Source organism: Botrimarina colliarenosi, from assembly GCF_007859955.1.
GTDB lineage: Bacteria > Planctomycetota > Planctomycetia > Pirellulales > Lacipirellulaceae > Botrimarina > Botrimarina colliarenosi.
The window spans coordinates 776691-791962 of the sequence record NZ_SJPR01000001.1; the positions used below are offsets into that span (position 1 = coordinate 776691).

General features: G+C 68.4%; 11 protein-coding genes. 7 read left to right on the top strand and 4 right to left on the bottom strand.

Annotated elements, in window-relative coordinates:
* Positions 1-13: 13 nt before the first annotated feature.
* Both Pla108_RS03005 and tilS read right to left on the bottom strand, forming a co-directional pair.
* Positions 14-3229, bottom strand: coding sequence for an AsmA-like C-terminal region-containing protein (locus Pla108_RS03005; protein ID WP_146442785.1), 3216 nt, complete (start codon positions 3227-3229; stop codon positions 14-16).
* A gap of 175 nt (positions 3230-3404) precedes the next feature.
* Positions 3405-4526: a tRNA lysidine(34) synthetase TilS gene (gene tilS / locus Pla108_RS03010; RefSeq protein ID WP_197526199.1), complete on the bottom strand. Its 1122-nt coding sequence runs from the start codon at positions 4524-4526 to the stop codon at positions 3405-3407.
* 283 nt (positions 4527-4809) lie between these two features.
* On the opposite strand from tilS, the gene rny reads away from it, so the two are divergent.
* The 3 genes from rny to Pla108_RS03025 all read left to right on the top strand — a co-directional run bounded on the left by rny (position 4810) and on the right by Pla108_RS03025 (position 8196).
* Entirely contained in the window at positions 4810-6360 is a 1551-nt protein-coding gene (rny, locus tag Pla108_RS03015) for a ribonuclease Y (RefSeq protein WP_146442794.1), read from the top strand.
* Positions 6361-6463: 103 nt separating this feature from the next.
* Entirely contained in the window at positions 6464-7270 is an 807-nt protein-coding gene (locus Pla108_RS03020; protein ID WP_146442797.1) for a TIGR00282 family metallophosphoesterase, read from the top strand.
* A gap of 230 nt (positions 7271-7500) precedes the next feature.
* On the top strand, positions 7501-8196 hold the full coding sequence (locus Pla108_RS03025) for a hypothetical protein (protein WP_146442800.1): 696 nt from the start codon (positions 7501-7503) through the stop codon (positions 8194-8196).
* Between the two features lie 19 nt (positions 8197-8215).
* Here Pla108_RS03025 and Pla108_RS03030 read toward each other — a convergent pair whose 3' ends face one another.
* The gene (locus Pla108_RS03030) at positions 8216-10192 is read right to left on the bottom strand and encodes a vWA domain-containing protein (RefSeq protein ID WP_146442805.1); all 1977 of its coding nucleotides are present in this window, start codon (positions 10190-10192) and stop codon (positions 8216-8218) included.
* A gap of 113 nt (positions 10193-10305) precedes the next feature.
* On the opposite strand from Pla108_RS03030, the gene Pla108_RS03035 reads away from it, so the two are divergent.
* On the top strand, positions 10306-11310 hold the full coding sequence (locus tag Pla108_RS03035; protein ID WP_146442809.1) for an alpha/beta hydrolase: 1005 nt from the start codon (positions 10306-10308) through the stop codon (positions 11308-11310).
* Positions 11311-11335: 25 nt separating this feature from the next.
* Here the strand turns inward: Pla108_RS03035 and tatC are convergent, their stop codons facing one another.
* Complete coding sequence (gene tatC / locus Pla108_RS03040; RefSeq protein ID WP_146442814.1) at positions 11336-12286, bottom strand: twin-arginine translocase subunit TatC; 951 nt, start codon at positions 12284-12286, stop codon at positions 11336-11338.
* Positions 12287-12485: 199 nt separating this feature from the next.
* Here tatC and Pla108_RS03045 point away from each other — a divergent pair, with 199 nt between their 5' ends.
* From Pla108_RS03045 to Pla108_RS03055, 3 genes are all read left to right on the top strand, one after another.
* Positions 12486-13460: a type I phosphomannose isomerase catalytic subunit gene (locus Pla108_RS03045; protein WP_146444413.1), complete on the top strand. Its 975-nt coding sequence runs from the start codon at positions 12486-12488 to the stop codon at positions 13458-13460.
* Between the two features lie 87 nt (positions 13461-13547).
* Entirely contained in the window at positions 13548-13820 is a 273-nt protein-coding gene (locus Pla108_RS03050; protein ID WP_146442817.1) for a membrane or secreted protein, read from the top strand.
* Positions 13821-13943: 123 nt separating this feature from the next.
* Positions 13944-15245, top strand: coding sequence for a pseudouridine synthase (locus tag Pla108_RS03055; protein ID WP_146442821.1), 1302 nt, complete (start codon positions 13944-13946; stop codon positions 15243-15245).
* Positions 15246-15272: the final 27 nt, after the last annotated feature.

Here is a 15272-nt window from a genome sequence, read left to right on the forward strand (position 1 = left end):
ACTTAACAGCGTCTTATCGGCGGGTTGCCGCCGGGGTGCGGACGGCGTTGGACGCGGCGGCGCGGGCCCCCAGGTCGGATTGGAGTTGTTCGAAGACGTTGCCGACGGCCGGGAGCACCTCACGGCGGACCTCGGGCGAGTCGATCGGCCCGACAACCCTTAGCCGCAGCAGTTGCTCGCTGGCGGAGCTGACGAACGCCTTTAGCACCGGCACCGCGAATTCGGTGCGGCCGACAATGCTGGCGAACGTCAAGTCAACGTCGCGCTGGAGCGTCGCCGTGCCGCGGCCGTAGAGGCTGACGGCGTCGCCCTTGAGGTCGAAGTTCTCGAAGTGGATGTCGTTCCCTTCGAGGCGGAACTTGGTCGAGAGCTGGTTGAACGCCGTGTTGTCGGGCGCGCGGTTCCGCAGGTACTTCAGCAGGCTGAGGAAGAGCGGCAGCTCGTAGAGGTCGGCGTCGTTGACCTCGAGGGCGCCCTCGCCGGTGAGGCCATAGATCGACGCGCCAACGCCTTGGAACTTCAGCTGCCCGTCGAGGCTGCCGTGCAGCGTCTCGGGGCGGCGGAGCCACTCCGTCGAGAGCCGCGTCACGTCGATGTTGTTCAAGCCGATCGCCAGACCGTAGCGGGTTTGGCCGCCGTGGCGGATCCAGCTGTTGAGCTCGACCGCGCCGCCGTACGCCTTGGCCTGGAGGGTGCGGGCTTCGCCGCTCTGTAGCTTCCGCGCCGCGCCCTCGCCGAGGAAGCAGTCGGAACCGTCGGCCCAGATCGGGCCGCGGACCTGCGTCAGCTGCAGGTCGTTCCAGAACAGCGAGTCGAGGTCGAGTTCGCCGGCGGTGGTCGCCGACGCGCCGTCGCTCTGCCCGCTCAGCCGGACGACCCCCGACACGCCGTCGATCGGCACGCCCGGGTTGAGCGACGCCTGATGACAATTGAGGCCGACCCGCCACCGCGCGGCGACCGGCCCGTTGGCGCCGGGCCCCTTGGTGACTTCGAACCGGCTGTCGAACAGGCCGAACGCCCCTTGGGGCTCGATCTCTTCGATCACGGCCCGCAACCCGGCGGGGGCGGCGAGCAAGAAGTCGCGGTTGAAGTCGAGCCGGTCGACGTTGAGTTCGGTGAGGTCGAGCTTCCACGCGCCCGCTTCCTGCGCCTCCCACGCGCCGTTCGCCATGTAGATGGTTCGGCCATGCTCGGCGCGGGCCTGCTGCATGGTGAGGCGGTCGTCGGCCCAGTAGAAGTCGCCGTCGACCCGTTCCAGGCGGTAGCGGTTGCCGCTCTCGGAGAGGGGGGGTTCGACCGCCAAGTTCTGCTGGTGCGGCGTCATTTTGAGTCGCACCGTCGGTTCGAGCTGGCCGCACTCGCGCGCGATATCGGCGACGAAGTCGATCTGCCCCCGCGGCCGCATCAAGGTCCACGCCTGTTGGGCGTTCTCGGGCAGGGCGTCGTACAGCGTCTGGTCGAGCGGCGCCGCTTCGCCGGAGAGCTGCAGGTCGAACCGGCACGACCCTTCGCGCGGTTCGAGGGATCCAAACCCTTCGGCCAGCGTACGCCCCTGGGTGTCGCGGCTACGGAGCTCGTAGAACTTCCATTCCTTGCCCCGCTGCTCGATCCAACCGGTGACGTGGCTCAGGGGGTAGGGAAAACGGTCGTAGAGCATCCGGCAATCGACGAGCCGCATGTTGAGGGCGATCGCCGGTTCGAGCTCTTCCTCGTTGATTCGCTCAGCGCGCCAGCGGACATCGATCCGGCCCGTCGGGTGGAGCGATTCCACGAAGCGGCGGGCCTCTTCGTCGGGGATCGCCGCCACCAGACGCTCGGAGATCGGCACGCTATTGCCCGCCACCTCGACCCAGCCGGGCGGCATCTTCGGCGGGGGGTCGGTCGAAGCCGACCGGCCGAATGAGACGCCGTGGAACGCGGCGGTGATGACGACCGGGGCGCCGTCGGCTTGGCCTTGCAAGCGGACGTCGATCGTCGCGTCGCCGGGCGCCGGTGGGGTGGGGTCCTCGCTGACGCCGCCGTTGACCAGGATTTGCCCCGTCGCGTTGGTGAGCCGGTAAGGGAACTTCTCGGCGTCCTCGAACGAAGCGTCGCGGGCGGTGATCGTAGCGCGGGGCGCCCACACGCGGCCATCAAACGAGACATCGACCGCCACGTCGGCGCGCCCCAGCGGGCGGAACCGCTGCCAGGCGTTGGCGGCCTTGGCGGGCAGCATGCCGGTAGGCGTGGCGGCGAGGTCGAAGTCGTCCATCCGGCAGCGGACGGCTAGCGGGGCGAAGAAGCCCCAGCCTTCGCGCCGTCCCGCCAGACGAATCACCGAGTCGCCCCAACGGGCGCCGGCGTTGTCGATCCGCAGGCCGCCGGGCGTCGCTTCGCCGACGATTTTGACTTCCGTGAGCGGTCGTTTCAGCGCGGCGAGTCGCGCCTCGCCGCCGGCGAAGTTGAAGGCGGTCCGCCAGTCGAGCTTCCCGCCGGCCGGCTGGCTCACTTCGCCGCTGAACGACACCGCGCCGCGGAGCGGCAACGCCATCGGGCGGATGAACCCGAAGTGCGCCAACGAGCCCATCAACTCGCTCGTCGTCTGAACCCCTTCGGCTTTGTACTCCAGGCGGAACTGCGACCCGTCCGCCGCGACGACGCCCCGCGCTTCGACGGTCCGGGCGATCGTGTCCCGCGCCGTGATAACGACATTCAGCTGTTTGTTGGAGTCCGCGACGGGGTCGATCGTGGCGTGGAGGTGGTGCAGGCCGAGCGTCTGTCCCTTGCCGCGCGCCTCGCTGGTGAGCAGCACGGTGGCGTTCTGCAAATCGACGCGCGGTATCGGCGCGCCACCGCTCCGGCGGAACTGGAAGTCGGCGACGTTCCACGTGCCGTCCTCGCGCTTGGTGATCGCGAGCCGCGGCGCCTTGGCGACGATCCGCGTGATCACCGGCTTGCCACGCATCAGCGAGGCGACGTCGAACTGGCCCTGGACGTGGAGCTCGTCGATCTGCAGCACGCCCCGCGGCGGGCGCCAGTTGAGCCGCTCGACGATCTCGACGTTGTACATCGTGACGCCTTGGCCGGGCGTGTACCGGGCGGCCCCGACGCGCGCCACAAACGACGGCTCACAGTGCCGGTTGAGCGCCGCCTCGCAGAGGCGCTGGGCCTCGTCGTCGAGGCGGAAGTAGAGAAACACCGCCAGCGCAGCGGCGAGCACCGCCACCAGCGTCAAGACGCCGCGGAACAACGACCAGCACGAGTTGACTACGCGTCCGAAAATAGCGAGACGTCCGTCCTTGGAGCGGTCCCGGCGTCGCGAGTCCCGACGATCCGTCGCCAGGCAGGAGTTCGCGTCGCTGGAGAGTGGCTTCCTTGCAACTCTTTTTCGACCGCCAGAGGGTAGGCCGCCCCTAGGAATACGGTCAACACGAGCCTTCGCTCGGCGGCCGTGCTAGCGTGAGCCGGTCGTCACGGCGTTCGACACGGACTTTGCCGGGGAGAATCACCGCCGCGGCGGGCGCGGATTGGGTCGCCAGATCGGTTAGCTGGCGCCAATGCCGCGCGGTCATCGCCTGCTGCGGCCACCGCGCGCGACGCCAGACGGCCCGCAGAGCCTCGGTGACTAAAGGCCGTGGGCTTTGGGCAAAAAGGGCGGTCTGCAGCGTGACGCTGTCCGCCGCGTTCTCCGCCATGGCCTCCGTCTCTAGCTCCCCCACCAGCAAGGCCCCGTCGAGCAGCGACTCGGCCAGCGTCGCAACGAGGTCGGCCGTCTCAGCGGCGCGCGTTGCGAACGCCGCCAAGTCCTGCCGCACGGCGGGAAATCGCTCTGCCAGCAGCGGCAGCACCGCGCCACGCAGCCAGTTGCGTGTGTAGGCGTCGTCGGCGTTGGACACGTCCTCACGGTATGGCTGGCGTAAATCGGCAAGATAGGCAAGCACGTCGTCACGCGTCGCCCCAAGTAGCGGCCGGACCAGCGTGCAGCTCTCCGACAGGGGCGCCGTCGCCCGGATGCCCGCCGCGCCACGGGGACCGGCGCCGCGGAGCAGGCGGAAGAGGACCGTCTCGGCCTGGTCGTCGGCGGTGTGGCCGGTCGCCAGGTAGCGGGCGCCGAGCTCGTCGGTCGCCCGTCGGTAGAAGCCGCGTCGCTCGTCGCGGAGCGCTTCCTCGCTGCGGGGGCCCACGATCGGGGCGGCTTCGGCAACGCAGCGGGCATCGTGGGCCGCCGCGAGTTTGGCGACCCAGCTAGCGTCGGCCTCGGATTGGTCGCCGCGGACCCGGTGGTCGTAGTGCAATACGACGACATCACCCCGACCGCCACCCGCCTGCTTTTCAGCGAGCAGCCAGCGGAAAAGGGCGACGCTATCGGCGCCTCCCGAGACGGCGACCGCGACCCGCACGTCACGCCAGAGTTCCGGTGGAGAAGCCTCCGCCGCTAGCGCCGACAAACGCGGTGACAGCAGCGTGTCACTGCTCGCGGAGAGGCTGGCCTGCGGCCTGGTTGGGGACGCCCTATCTTGCATCGTGCCAAGAGTTTCGGTAAACACGCGGGCTAGCCAAACCGGGTTGTCGCCACGCGGCGACCGGTGACTGGCAGCTTCGAGATAGCAGCGGCAGCGGCGTTGTTCCCCGGCGGGCAAGTGGTCTCGATTGCCCGGCGAAGCGACGCGGCGTCGCCATCACCAATACACCAAACCGCGTCTTCTCTCACCCCAGCGCGGGGCGTCGCCGTCCCGAAGCGTAATCTCCGCATCGCTGCAGGTTTAGGGATCGACCGCGGACCAGCAGGGCCCTCCATGGCAGGGGACGCCCGATGGGACTTGCCGATCCATGCAAAACTTGATCTATGCCGCGATAGCCCTTATCGCCGCCCTGATGGGGATGGGCGTGGTTTTGTGGCTGGGTCGACTCCGCAAGTGGGACGCCGAAAAGGAAGCCGCCCAGATCCTCGAACGGGCCGAGCTCGAAGCCAAGAGCCGCCTGAAAGACGCGGCGATCGAGGCCAAAGAACTCGCCATCGTCGAGAAATCGCGGATCGAGCAGCAGCTCTCCGACTCGCGCGAGAAGCTGCACGAGCGCGAGCGGCTGCTCGACAAACGCGACGACTCGCTCGCCTCGCGCGACGATCAACTCTCCAAGCAAGAGAAGATGGTCGAGAGCAACCAACGCCGGCTGACTGAAAAGCTCGCCGACGTTGACGTCCGCGCCAAAGAGCTCGAGAACCTGCTGGACGTCCAGCGGCAGGCCCTCCACAAGGCGAGCGGCCTCGGCCCCGACGAGGCCCGCAAGCTGTTGCTCGAACGGCTCGATTCGGAGCTCTCTCACGAGCAGGGCGTCCGCATCATGGAGGCCGAGAAGCAGCTGGTGCAGAAGGTCGACGCCAAGGCGAAAGAGTTGCTGATCACCTCGATACAGCGCTTCGCCGCCGCCCACACCGCCGAATCGACCACCAGCACGGTCGACATCCCCAGCGACGAGATGAAGGGCCGCATCATCGGCCGCGAAGGCCGCAACATCCGGACCTTCGAGAAAGAGACCGGCGTCGACGTCATCATCGACGACACGCCCGGCGTCGTGATCGTGAGCTCGTTCGACCCGGTGCGGCGGCAGATCGCCCAGCTGGCCCTGACAAAGCTGATCGCCGACGGCCGGATCCACCCCAGCCGCATCGAAGAGCTCGTCGCGGAGACCGGCGCCGAGGTCGAGAAGCTGCTCGTCCGCTACGGCGAGGAAGCCGCCCAAGAGGTCGATATCCGCGGGCTCCACCCGAAGGTGATCCAGCTGCTCGGCCGCTTGCACTACCGCACTAGCTATAGCCAGAACGTGCTGCGGCACTCGATCGAGGTGGCGTTCGTCACCGGCATGCTGGCCGAGGAACTCGGCTACGACGGCGACCTGGCCCGCCGCGCCGGCCTGCTGCACGACATCGGCAAGGCGGCCGACCACGACACCGAGGGGGGCCACCCCAAGATCGGCGCCGACCTGCTCAAGCGTTACGGCGAGAACGAGGTCGTCGTCCACGCCGCGCTCGGCCACCATGACGACATCCGTCCCGACATGCCGTACACCGTGATGTGCGCGGCGGCGGACGCCTGCAGCGCGTCGCGTCCCGGCGCCCGGCGCGAGACGCTCGACCGCTATATCAAGCGGATGCAAGAGCTCGAGTCGATCGCCTCGGCGTTCGACGGCGTCCACCAAGCGTTCGCCATCCAGGCGGGCCGCGAGGTGCGCGTCATCGCTAAGACCAACCAGACAACCGACGAGTCGGCCGCCAAGGTCTGCCGCGACATCGCGAAGGCGTTCGAGGCGCAGCTCACTTATCCCGGCGAGATCCGCGTCACGATGATCCGCGAAACGCGGTTCACCGAGATGGCGAAGTGAGGTGGATTGCGGATTGGAGATTTCGGATTGCGGATTGATTCGCAAGCAAATCCCCCCCGCCTTTTCTTGAATCCGCAATCCAAAATCCCCATTCCGCAATTGCATGCTTCTCCTCTTCATCGGTGACGTCGTCGGCAGGCCGGGGCGGGAGATCATCCAGCAGGCGCTGCCGGGGCTGCGGGCGGAGCGCAAGATTGACCTGGTCGTCTGCAACGCCGAGAACGCCGCCGCCGGGTCGGGCTACACGCCAAAGATCCACGCCTCGCTGATGAAGGCGGGCGTCGACGCCATCACGCTCGGCGACCACGTCTACCGTCGTCGTGAAGTGCTGCCCCTTCTCGAGTCGGCCGACAACGTCGTGCGGCCCAGCAATCTGCCGGCCGAGGCGACCGGCCGCCGCTGGGCGGTGGTGACGACGAAGTCCGGCGATCGCGCGTTCATCGCCTGCGCGCTGGGCCAGCTCTTCATGCGGCCGATCGACAGCCCGTTCCGAGCGCTCGACGCGGCGCTCGCCGAGGCGCCTTCCGACGTGAAGGTCCGCTTCGTCGACTTCCACGCCGAGGCGACCAGTGAGATGCAGTCGATGGGCCGCTACCTGGACGGCCGCGTCTCGGCCGTGCTCGGGACGCACACCCACGTGGCGACCGCCGACGAGTGCGTGCTGCCCGGCGGCACAGCGTTTCAATGCGATGTCGGCATGACCGGCCCGCACGACAGCATCCTCGGCCGCCGGGTCGACCGGGTGCTAGCGGCGACGCTCACCGGGATGCCGCACCCGTTCGACGTCGCCGAAGGGGACCCGCGGCTCAACGGCGCGCTGGTTGATATCGATCCCGAGACCGGCCTCGCCCGGTCGATCGAGCGCGTTTCGGTCAACGAGGTGGAAGCCAAGCGGCTAAGCCAGCTCTAGACCTGCCCTAGAGAAAATCAGCCGCAGGGCGCTAGCCCCGGTTCCCTGCAGGCCCGGCATGTCCAGAGAACCGGGGCTATCGCCCACCGGCTGATCGGGTCGTCGTATCGGCGTTGCGGCTTCCGCCGCCGCCCGCTACCCTCCCGCCGCCCTGCGTCACCGTGGGGCCCGCCGCTCTGCGTCACCCGTGGGGCGCTCCGCTTCTTGCACTCTACTAAGAGAACGACGCGATGGATCGCCCCGCTTCTCGCCTTCGGACGACGGCGCCCCGCTACGCCACGCGGCTGTCGCTCGCCCTGGCGGCGTTGACGCTGCTCCCCTCCGCCGGCTGCCTCCACATGCTGCTGGCGACTGGCATCTATATGTTCCAAGGGGGAAACATCAAGGACGCCGAGTGCGAGGCGCTCAACGGCAAACGCGTCGTGGTCTTCTGCAGCCAGCCGGCTTCGCAGGAGTTCCGCCACGCCGGCGCCTCGCGGCAGATCGCCCAGCGTGTTAGCGAGCTGCTCGAGGTCAATCTCCGCAAGAAAGAAAAAATCGACGTCGTCCCGCAGCGTCAAGTCGACGCCTGGATCGACGAGAACGACTCGGACGACTACCTCGAGCTCGGCAAGGCGGTGAAGGCCGACCTGATCGTCTACATCGATCTGGCTCACTTCGAGTTGTTCGCTGGCCAGACGGTCTACCAGGGCAACTCGGACGTCAAGCTCACGGTCTTCGACATGAACGACGGCGGACGCCGGGTCTGGGATAAGGAACTGGGCGAGATCCTGTACCCGGTGAACGCCCCGATCGCGATCCAGAGCAAGAGCCCCGCGACGTTCCAGAAGGAGTACGTCAACGTCCTCTCCGAGGCGGTTGGCAAGCACTTCTACCCGCACGACCCGACCGCCAACTGGGCGATGGACGCGATGGCGGCCCACTGAGCGACGCGTACCGACGCGCTTACAGCTTGGGCGTACGTCGTGGCTTGGGCTCCGGCTCGGGCCGCTCGGGACGGGGTCGGTTGTTCTGGCGCTCCCGTCGCTCCGCCAGGTTGCGGAACTCGTCGCGCCACTCCCAGCCGAGCGGGCGGGCAAGTTCGCGTTGGGCGAGTAGCGCCCAGGGCGTCCCTTCGTGTTCCTTGGTGACGCGCGTCAAGTAGGTCTTGGCTTCTTCCGCTTCGCGCGCGGCGAGGCTGCCGGTGGCGATGGCGTCGTTGGGCGAGATGATCCAGGTGTCTTTCTTCTCCGACGTGAACTCCATGCCTTGTTTGGCGCGGGCGAGCATGTCGTTGTAACCCTCGGCGCGGACCTTGGTCGCCAGCGCGCGGCCCATCGCCAGGTCGAACCCCGCCTCCCAACGGGCCGAGTCGAGCTTCGGGCGGTCCCCTTCGCCGCGACGGAGCGTTGTCACCAGTTGATCGAGCCGCGGCTCGAGCAGGGCGGCGGCGCGTTGGGCGCGGGTCAGGTCTTCGGCGAACTGCGCCTCGTCGAGCTTGGGAAACTCGCGGCGGACATTGTCGAGCGGCGCCGTCCAGCTCAACGACGCCGCCTCGACAAGCGCCTTCTTGGCCCCGTTCTGGTTCAGCCGCCGGCGGTACTCGGTTGTCGGCAGATAGTCGGGCCGGTACCGCCGCATCAGCCGTTCGTCGAAAAAGTAATCGAGGTTGGCGACCAACTGGCCGTCGCCCCCCTCGCGGTTCGCGCGGCCGGCGTCGACGCGGAACGGGTGGACCGCGATGAAGAACCCGCCTGACTCGGCCGTCAGCCGCGTCAGGCTGTAGGGGCCAAAGCCCGAGTCGAGCACCGGCCCGTCGAAGTCGCGGGCGCCGAAGTAGCCGAGCCGCAGCCGCTCGGGGAGCAGCGTCTCGGGGCCTTGGCGGACCGGCAGGTACTGCGGCGTCTGGTCGTACCTCGGGTCGGGGTCGACATAGCGGACGTAGGTCTCGAGCCGCCCGAACGGCGCCGGGGCGCCGACCACATAGACCGGCGTCTGCATCGTGCGGCACGCGTCGACGGCGCGGTCGAGCCGATCGAGGTCGTCGCCCGCCTCGTCGGTGACGACAACGATCATCACGTTGTGCTTGGGGCGGCGGAGGCGGTAGCGCTTGTGGCGTTCGACCGCTTCGAGCACCGCGCCGAAGACGTTCTCCTCGCCGCTGTCGTCGGGCTCGATCGAGCGGACCGCTGCTTTGATCGCGTCGATGTCGGCGGTCGGCTTCGGCGTGACGAACTCAACGCCCGAGCCAAACGCGGCGACCGTCGTCAGCAGCGGCGCGTCGTCATCGTCTGGCTCGTCGGAGGAGGCGTCCTCGCCGTCCGCGCGACGCGGCGACGCGACGCCGAGTTCTTCGTAGACGCGGTCGAAGCGGCTGACGATCGCTTCGCGCTGGCCGCTGAGGCTGCCGGAACGGTCGAAGAGCCAGACGACCACCGTCGGCCGCTGCTCGAGCGACAGCAGGATCTCGCCGGTGAGGCGATCGACGGCGCCGTTGCTGCCGGTCGTGCCAACGGCGCCGACGCCGCGTACGAGCAACAGGTTGTCGGGGTCGGGGCTGGTGAGCAGCGGCGTCGCCGACTCGAGCGAAGGGAGCTGCCCCACATCGGTGACCGCTTGCAGGTCGAGCGACACCTCGGAGATCACCGCCTCGATCGGGGCCGACGCGGCCGCGTCGCCGGCGCCGCCGTCCGACAGCGCGCCGATGTCGATCATCAGTTGCTCCGAGACGCGGAACGCCTCGTCGAGGTCTTCGGGCTCCTCCGGCGGAGGCGACGAGAACAGCAGCGGGGCCTTGTCGATCGGGACGATCTGCGTGAACACGCCGAGCAGCAGCAACGCCATGGCGTGCATCGCGAGGCTCGAGAGCCAAGCGAGCGGTTCCCCCGCCAGCGTCGCGAGGGGCGACGGGGCGGTCGATCGGTCGTCGTGAGGATCGGACAAGAGGCGTTTGTTGGGGGGGAGACACCGCCGAGGTCGTCGGGCCTGCGACCTCGGCCGGTTACTCAACTATACTAGAGATGGCTTGATTGTCCTTCGTTAGGAGTTGTCCCCCGATGCCGCTGCTACCTAGCCGCTCGCCCAGCCGCCAGAACGCCTTGAGCCGGTTCCTGCCGCGAGCCGCTTGGCGCCTCGCGTCGCTGGCCGCCGTGGCGGCGTCGCCGCTGTGGGCCCAGGAGGCCCCCACTTCGCTGCCGATCGAGCTCGAGACCGCCGACGGGGTGATCTTGAGCGGCACGTACTACCCGGCGACCGACGCCGGACGCGACACGCCGATCGTCGTCATGCTGGCCGACGAAGACGAGTCGCCCGCCGTCTTCAAAAACCTAGCGGAGCGGCTGCAGTCAGTGGCCGAGGGGGAAGCCGAGAGGACCCCAATCTCGGTGCTGACCGTGGCGCTACGCGGCCAGGGGGACAGCACCCGCGTCCGGACCGCCGACGGCGAGGTCATCGACCGCCGCGGCGCCCGCCTTCAGCCGGCCGACGCCGCGGCGATGGTGAAGGCCGACATGGAAGCGGTCCGCCGATTGTTGGTCGCCAAGAACGACGCGGGTGAGCTGAACCTCAACCGGCTTGGCTACTTGGGCGTCGGTCTCGGCGCGATCGTCGCCACCAACGCCGCCGCGCTCGACTGGGCCGTGCCGATCCTCAACCGGGGCAAGCAAGGCCGCGACGTGAAAGCCCTGGTGCTTGTGTCGCCCCCCTGGCGCCAGTTGGGGCTCGAGATGCTCCCGGTGCTGCGCCAGCCGGGCGTGCAGTCGGAGATCGAGGTGCTGCTCACTTACGGCGGCGAAGACAAGGCGGTCGCCGGCGATGTCGAGCGGATCGTCCGCCAACTCGAAAAGGGCCGCCCGGCGCCGGTTGATTCAACCGAAGAGCCGGCCGCCGAGGGCGAAGAGCCGACGCCGCCATCCGTGGTCGATGCGCCGGGCAAGTCGCGGCTGCAAGGTTCCGCGTGGCTCAAGCAAGCGGGCCGCGCGGGCGAGACGGCGATCATCCGTTTCCTCGACCGCACACTCGCCGGGCCCGACTACGCCTGGACGCAGCGCCGGCTCGATTGAGGACGCCCTTCCGCCGGCACAACCATCAGGCGTCGCCGAGGCTTTCGCTGAACGGCTTGGCGCTGCGGGGCATCCACTTACAGAGCAGGATGCCGCCGAAGTACAGCGGCGTCAGGCAGCCCGCCATCGCCAGCAGGCTCTGCGGGTCGGCGGGTGTCAGGATCATCGACACGACGAAGATGATCAGCACGGCGTAACGCCAGTACTTGATGTACATCGCGGTGGAGGCGACGCCGATCCGGTCGAGGAACAGCATCACCAGCGGCATCTGGAAGGCGACGCCGAACATCAGCGGCAGGATCAGCACGAAGGAGAGCCACTCGTTGATCCGTGGCGTTGCTTCGATGCCCATCCACTCGTTGAAGCCGAGCAGGAAGCTGATCACGTACTTCAGCACCACATAGAACGCGACGACGGCGCCGAGCAGAAACAGCCCGATGCTGAACGGCATGAAGACGTGGACGTAGCGCTTCTCGTGCGGGTAGAGCCCCGCCGCGACGAAGGCCCACAGGAAGTAAAAGACCGCCGGACTCGCGAGCACCGTCCCCAAGACGAGCGACGCCTTCACGTAAACCGAAAACACATCGGGCGTGCCGGTCGAGATCAGCTGGGCGTCACGCGGCTTGGTCCACATCCACAGGTCAACCTGTCCGGGCGCGTCGGCGGGAGGATCGACCGTGACGCCCGACCCGCGGAGCGCGGTGATCAGCGATTCGGCGTCGAGCACGTAGTGCTCGGGGACGAGCCCTCGCTTGGCGAACGACTGTTCGGTGGGCGAGCTCTCGCCTTCGTCACGGTTGAAGACGGCCTGCTTGCGGTTCTGTTCGAGCTCCTTGAGCCCCTGTTCGAGCGGCGCCTTCACGAAGCGGACGAACTTGTCGCCGACCAGCAGGCCGACGAGGAACCCCAAGAAGATCGCGATGACCGCCTTCCACAGCGCCGATCGCAGCTCCTCGAGGTGCTCGCCGAAGGACATCTTCGAGTCCTCTAAGCGGTCGGCAGACGTCAGGAGCTTCACAGGCGGACGACGCGGGGCAGGGGGGATGGGGGCGGGTGGCGGACAGCACGGGCGGCGCGATAATAACCGTCACCGCCGCGGCCGAGAACCCGGCCCGCGACCGACGCAAAGATCGCCCCGCTAACAGTTTACGCTCCCCCAACCGACGATGGCGTCGATGTCCCTGAATTACCCGCTCCAGTTGCGTCCGATCCTGCAGGAATACCTTTGGGGAGGCCGGCTCCTGGGCGAGCTCCTCGGCAAACCAATCGGTGACGGTCCGACTTACGCCGAGAGTTGGGAGGTGGTCGACCACCCCGATGGCCAGAGCGTCGTCGAGAACGGCCCGCTCGCCGGGCGGACGCTCGGCGATCTGGCCAAGGAGTTCCCGGAAGACTTGTACGGCGACCGGCCGGCGCCGCCGCGGTTCCCGCTGCTCTTTAAGTACCTCGACGCCCAGAAGACGTTGTCGGTCCAGGTCCACCCGAACGACGAGCAAGCGGCTCAGCAATCGCCCCCCGACTTGGGCAAGACCGAGGCGTGGCTCGTTGTCGCCGCCGAGCCGGGTGGCAAGATCTACGCCGGGCTGAAGGAGGGGGTCGACCGCGACGCGCTCGCCGCGGCGATCGAGGCCGGGGAGTGCGACCAGTGTCTGCACGCGTTTGAGCCGCAGCCGGGTGACTGCGTCTTTATCCCCGCGGGGACGGTCCACGCGCTCGGCGCGGGGCTGGTGATCGCCGAGATCCAGCAGGCCAGCAACACGACGTTCCGCCTCTTCGACTGGAACCGTCTCGACAAGGACGGTAAACCGCGGCCCCTGCACATCGAGCCATCGCTGGCGGTGAGCGACTACGGGCGTGGCCCCGTGGCTCCGCAAACGCCTCAGCCGGGCGACGCCGGCTGGGAACGGCTCGTGACGTGCGACAAGTTCCTGTTCAGCCGGGCCCACGTCGCCCCCCACCAGAGCGTCGAGCTGCCGGGCGTGGGCGGCTTCCGGATCGCCTCCCTGGTCGAAGGGTCGGGGACAATGCTGAGCGACGGGTTCGAGCAGGCGATGCACCCGGGCGAGACGCTACTGCTGCCAGCAGCCTGCCCCACCGCGACCTTCACCGCGACGGAGCCGTCGACCCTGCTCGATATGCGCCTGCCGTAGGGCGCTTGCCGCCGCCGATTGGCGTAGGGCGATTCCGCGGGGGTTGGTACGCTTCGGCCACGCAAATCCCCCTGCCGGCGTGCTCCTATGTCCTGTCTCCGACCGCTCGCTTGCCTCGGTCTCTCGGCGTTGCTCACGCTCGCCGCGGGGTGCGGTCCCAATGTGCGTAAGCCGAGTCTCTTCGATCCGGGCAACGCCGCGACGCAGCAGTACAACGCGATCTACCACGACCCGTACCCGATGCCGGACGTGGCGCCGGAGATCGTCGGCGGCCGACCGCGCGAGTACGCCCAGCCGGTCCCCGAGGCGGCCCGGGCCCGTGGGCTGCACCCGATGCAAACGGTCGCCCCGCCGCGATAGGGCGGGCGGCGAGGCGGGCGGGGTTTTCTGGCGGTTTACGCCGGCGTTTTGGCGTCCGCCCCTACGGCGCGATTGCCTGGGCGACTACGCTAGAGGGTTCCCTTCGACCCTCGAGTCCGTCCGATGCCCAAGAAATTCGTCAAGCGTTCAAAACCCACCGGTAAGCCGGGCGGGCAGGGCAAGGGGGCGAAAGGCGCCGGCCGTCCCACTAAGAAGGGGCCTAAAGGCCCCCCCAACAAGCGCGTCTTCCGCAAACGCCCCCCGCGGCCCGGCTCCCAACCGGCCGACACTGGGCCGCGTGAGGACGGCGAACGACTGCAGAAAGTCCTCGCCGCCGCCGGCATCGCGAGCCGCCGCGACTGCGAAGAGCTGATCCTTGAGGGCCGCGTCCTCATCGATGGCGAGGTCGTCAGCGAGCTCGGCGCCCGCGTCGATCTCGACAAGCAGACCGTCCACGTCGACGGCGAAGCGCTCGCCAAGCCGAAGCTCGTCTACTTCGCGGTCAACAAGCCGACCGGCGTCGTCTGCACGGCGCGCGACCCGTCGGGACGGCCCCGTGTGACCGACCTGTTGCCGCCGAGCGTCGGCCGGGTCTTTGCGGTCGGTCGGCTCGACATGTCGAGCGAGGGACTGATCCTCCTGACCAACGACGGCGACCTCGCCAACCGCCTCACCCACCCGCGGCACGGGGTCGAGAAGCTGTACCACGTCCAGGTGGCCGGCAAGCCGACCGCCGAGGCGCTCAGCGAGGTCCGCAAGGGCGTCTACCTCGACGAAGGGCGCGTCGCCTTCGCCAACATCAAGGTGAAGTCGACGAAGAAGAGTTCGGCGATCCTCGAGGTCATTCTCGACGAGGGCCGCAACCGCGAGATCCGCCGCGTGCTGGCCCGCGTCGGCCACAAGGTCCAGAAGCTCGAACGGATCGCCGTCGGCCCGGTGCGGCTGGGCGAGATGCCCTCCGGCGCCTACCGCCCGCTGACCCGCGAAGAGATCACCGCGCTGGTCGAAGCGACCCAGCCCAAAGCGAAGGCGGCCAAGGCGAAGCCGCCCAAGCGGAAGCCCGCCGCGAGCAAGCCCTCCGCAAGCAAATCGGTCGCCGAAGACAAGCGGACCGCCGGCCCGCGCCCCAACCGCAAACGCCCGCCCCACAAAGACGGGGCGCCGCCGAAGGTCGAGTCGAGCCGCCGCATCATCGGCGACGTGGCCGAAGAGAAGCCCCCCGCCAAGGCTCGCCCCGTCGAGAAGGCCGATCCCGAACGGGCCCCCAAGCGGATCCGGCGTAAGCCCGCCGGCCCGGGCAATCGCAGCGGCGGCGATTCACGGGGCGGCAAAGGGAAACCGAGCGGCTCCGGCAAACGCATCGGCTCGGGCAAACCGGCCGTCAAAAAACACCGCGGTGGCGGCAAGCCGAAAGGGAAACCGTAGTCAGGCCAACGTGAGACACGGAGGTTT

Coding starts and splice junctions, on each gene's coding strand:
- rny (WP_146442794.1), top strand. CDS start 4,810: ATGCAAAACTTGATCTATGCCGCGATAGCCCTTATCGCCGCCCTGATG.
- Pla108_RS03020 (WP_146442797.1), top strand. CDS start 6,464: ATGCTTCTCCTCTTCATCGGTGACGTCGTCGGCAGGCCGGGGCGGGAG.
- Pla108_RS03025 (WP_146442800.1), top strand. CDS start 7,501: ATGGATCGCCCCGCTTCTCGCCTTCGGACGACGGCGCCCCGCTACGCC.
- Pla108_RS03035 (WP_146442809.1), top strand. CDS start 10,306: ATGCCGCTGCTACCTAGCCGCTCGCCCAGCCGCCAGAACGCCTTGAGC.
- tatC (WP_146442814.1), bottom strand. CDS start 12,286: ATGTCCTTCGGCGAGCACCTCGAGGAGCTGCGATCGGCGCTGTGGAAG.
- Pla108_RS03045 (WP_146444413.1), top strand. CDS start 12,486: ATGTCCCTGAATTACCCGCTCCAGTTGCGTCCGATCCTGCAGGAATAC.
- Pla108_RS03050 (WP_146442817.1), top strand. CDS start 13,548: ATGTCCTGTCTCCGACCGCTCGCTTGCCTCGGTCTCTCGGCGTTGCTC.
- Pla108_RS03055 (WP_146442821.1), top strand. CDS start 13,944: ATGCCCAAGAAATTCGTCAAGCGTTCAAAACCCACCGGTAAGCCGGGC.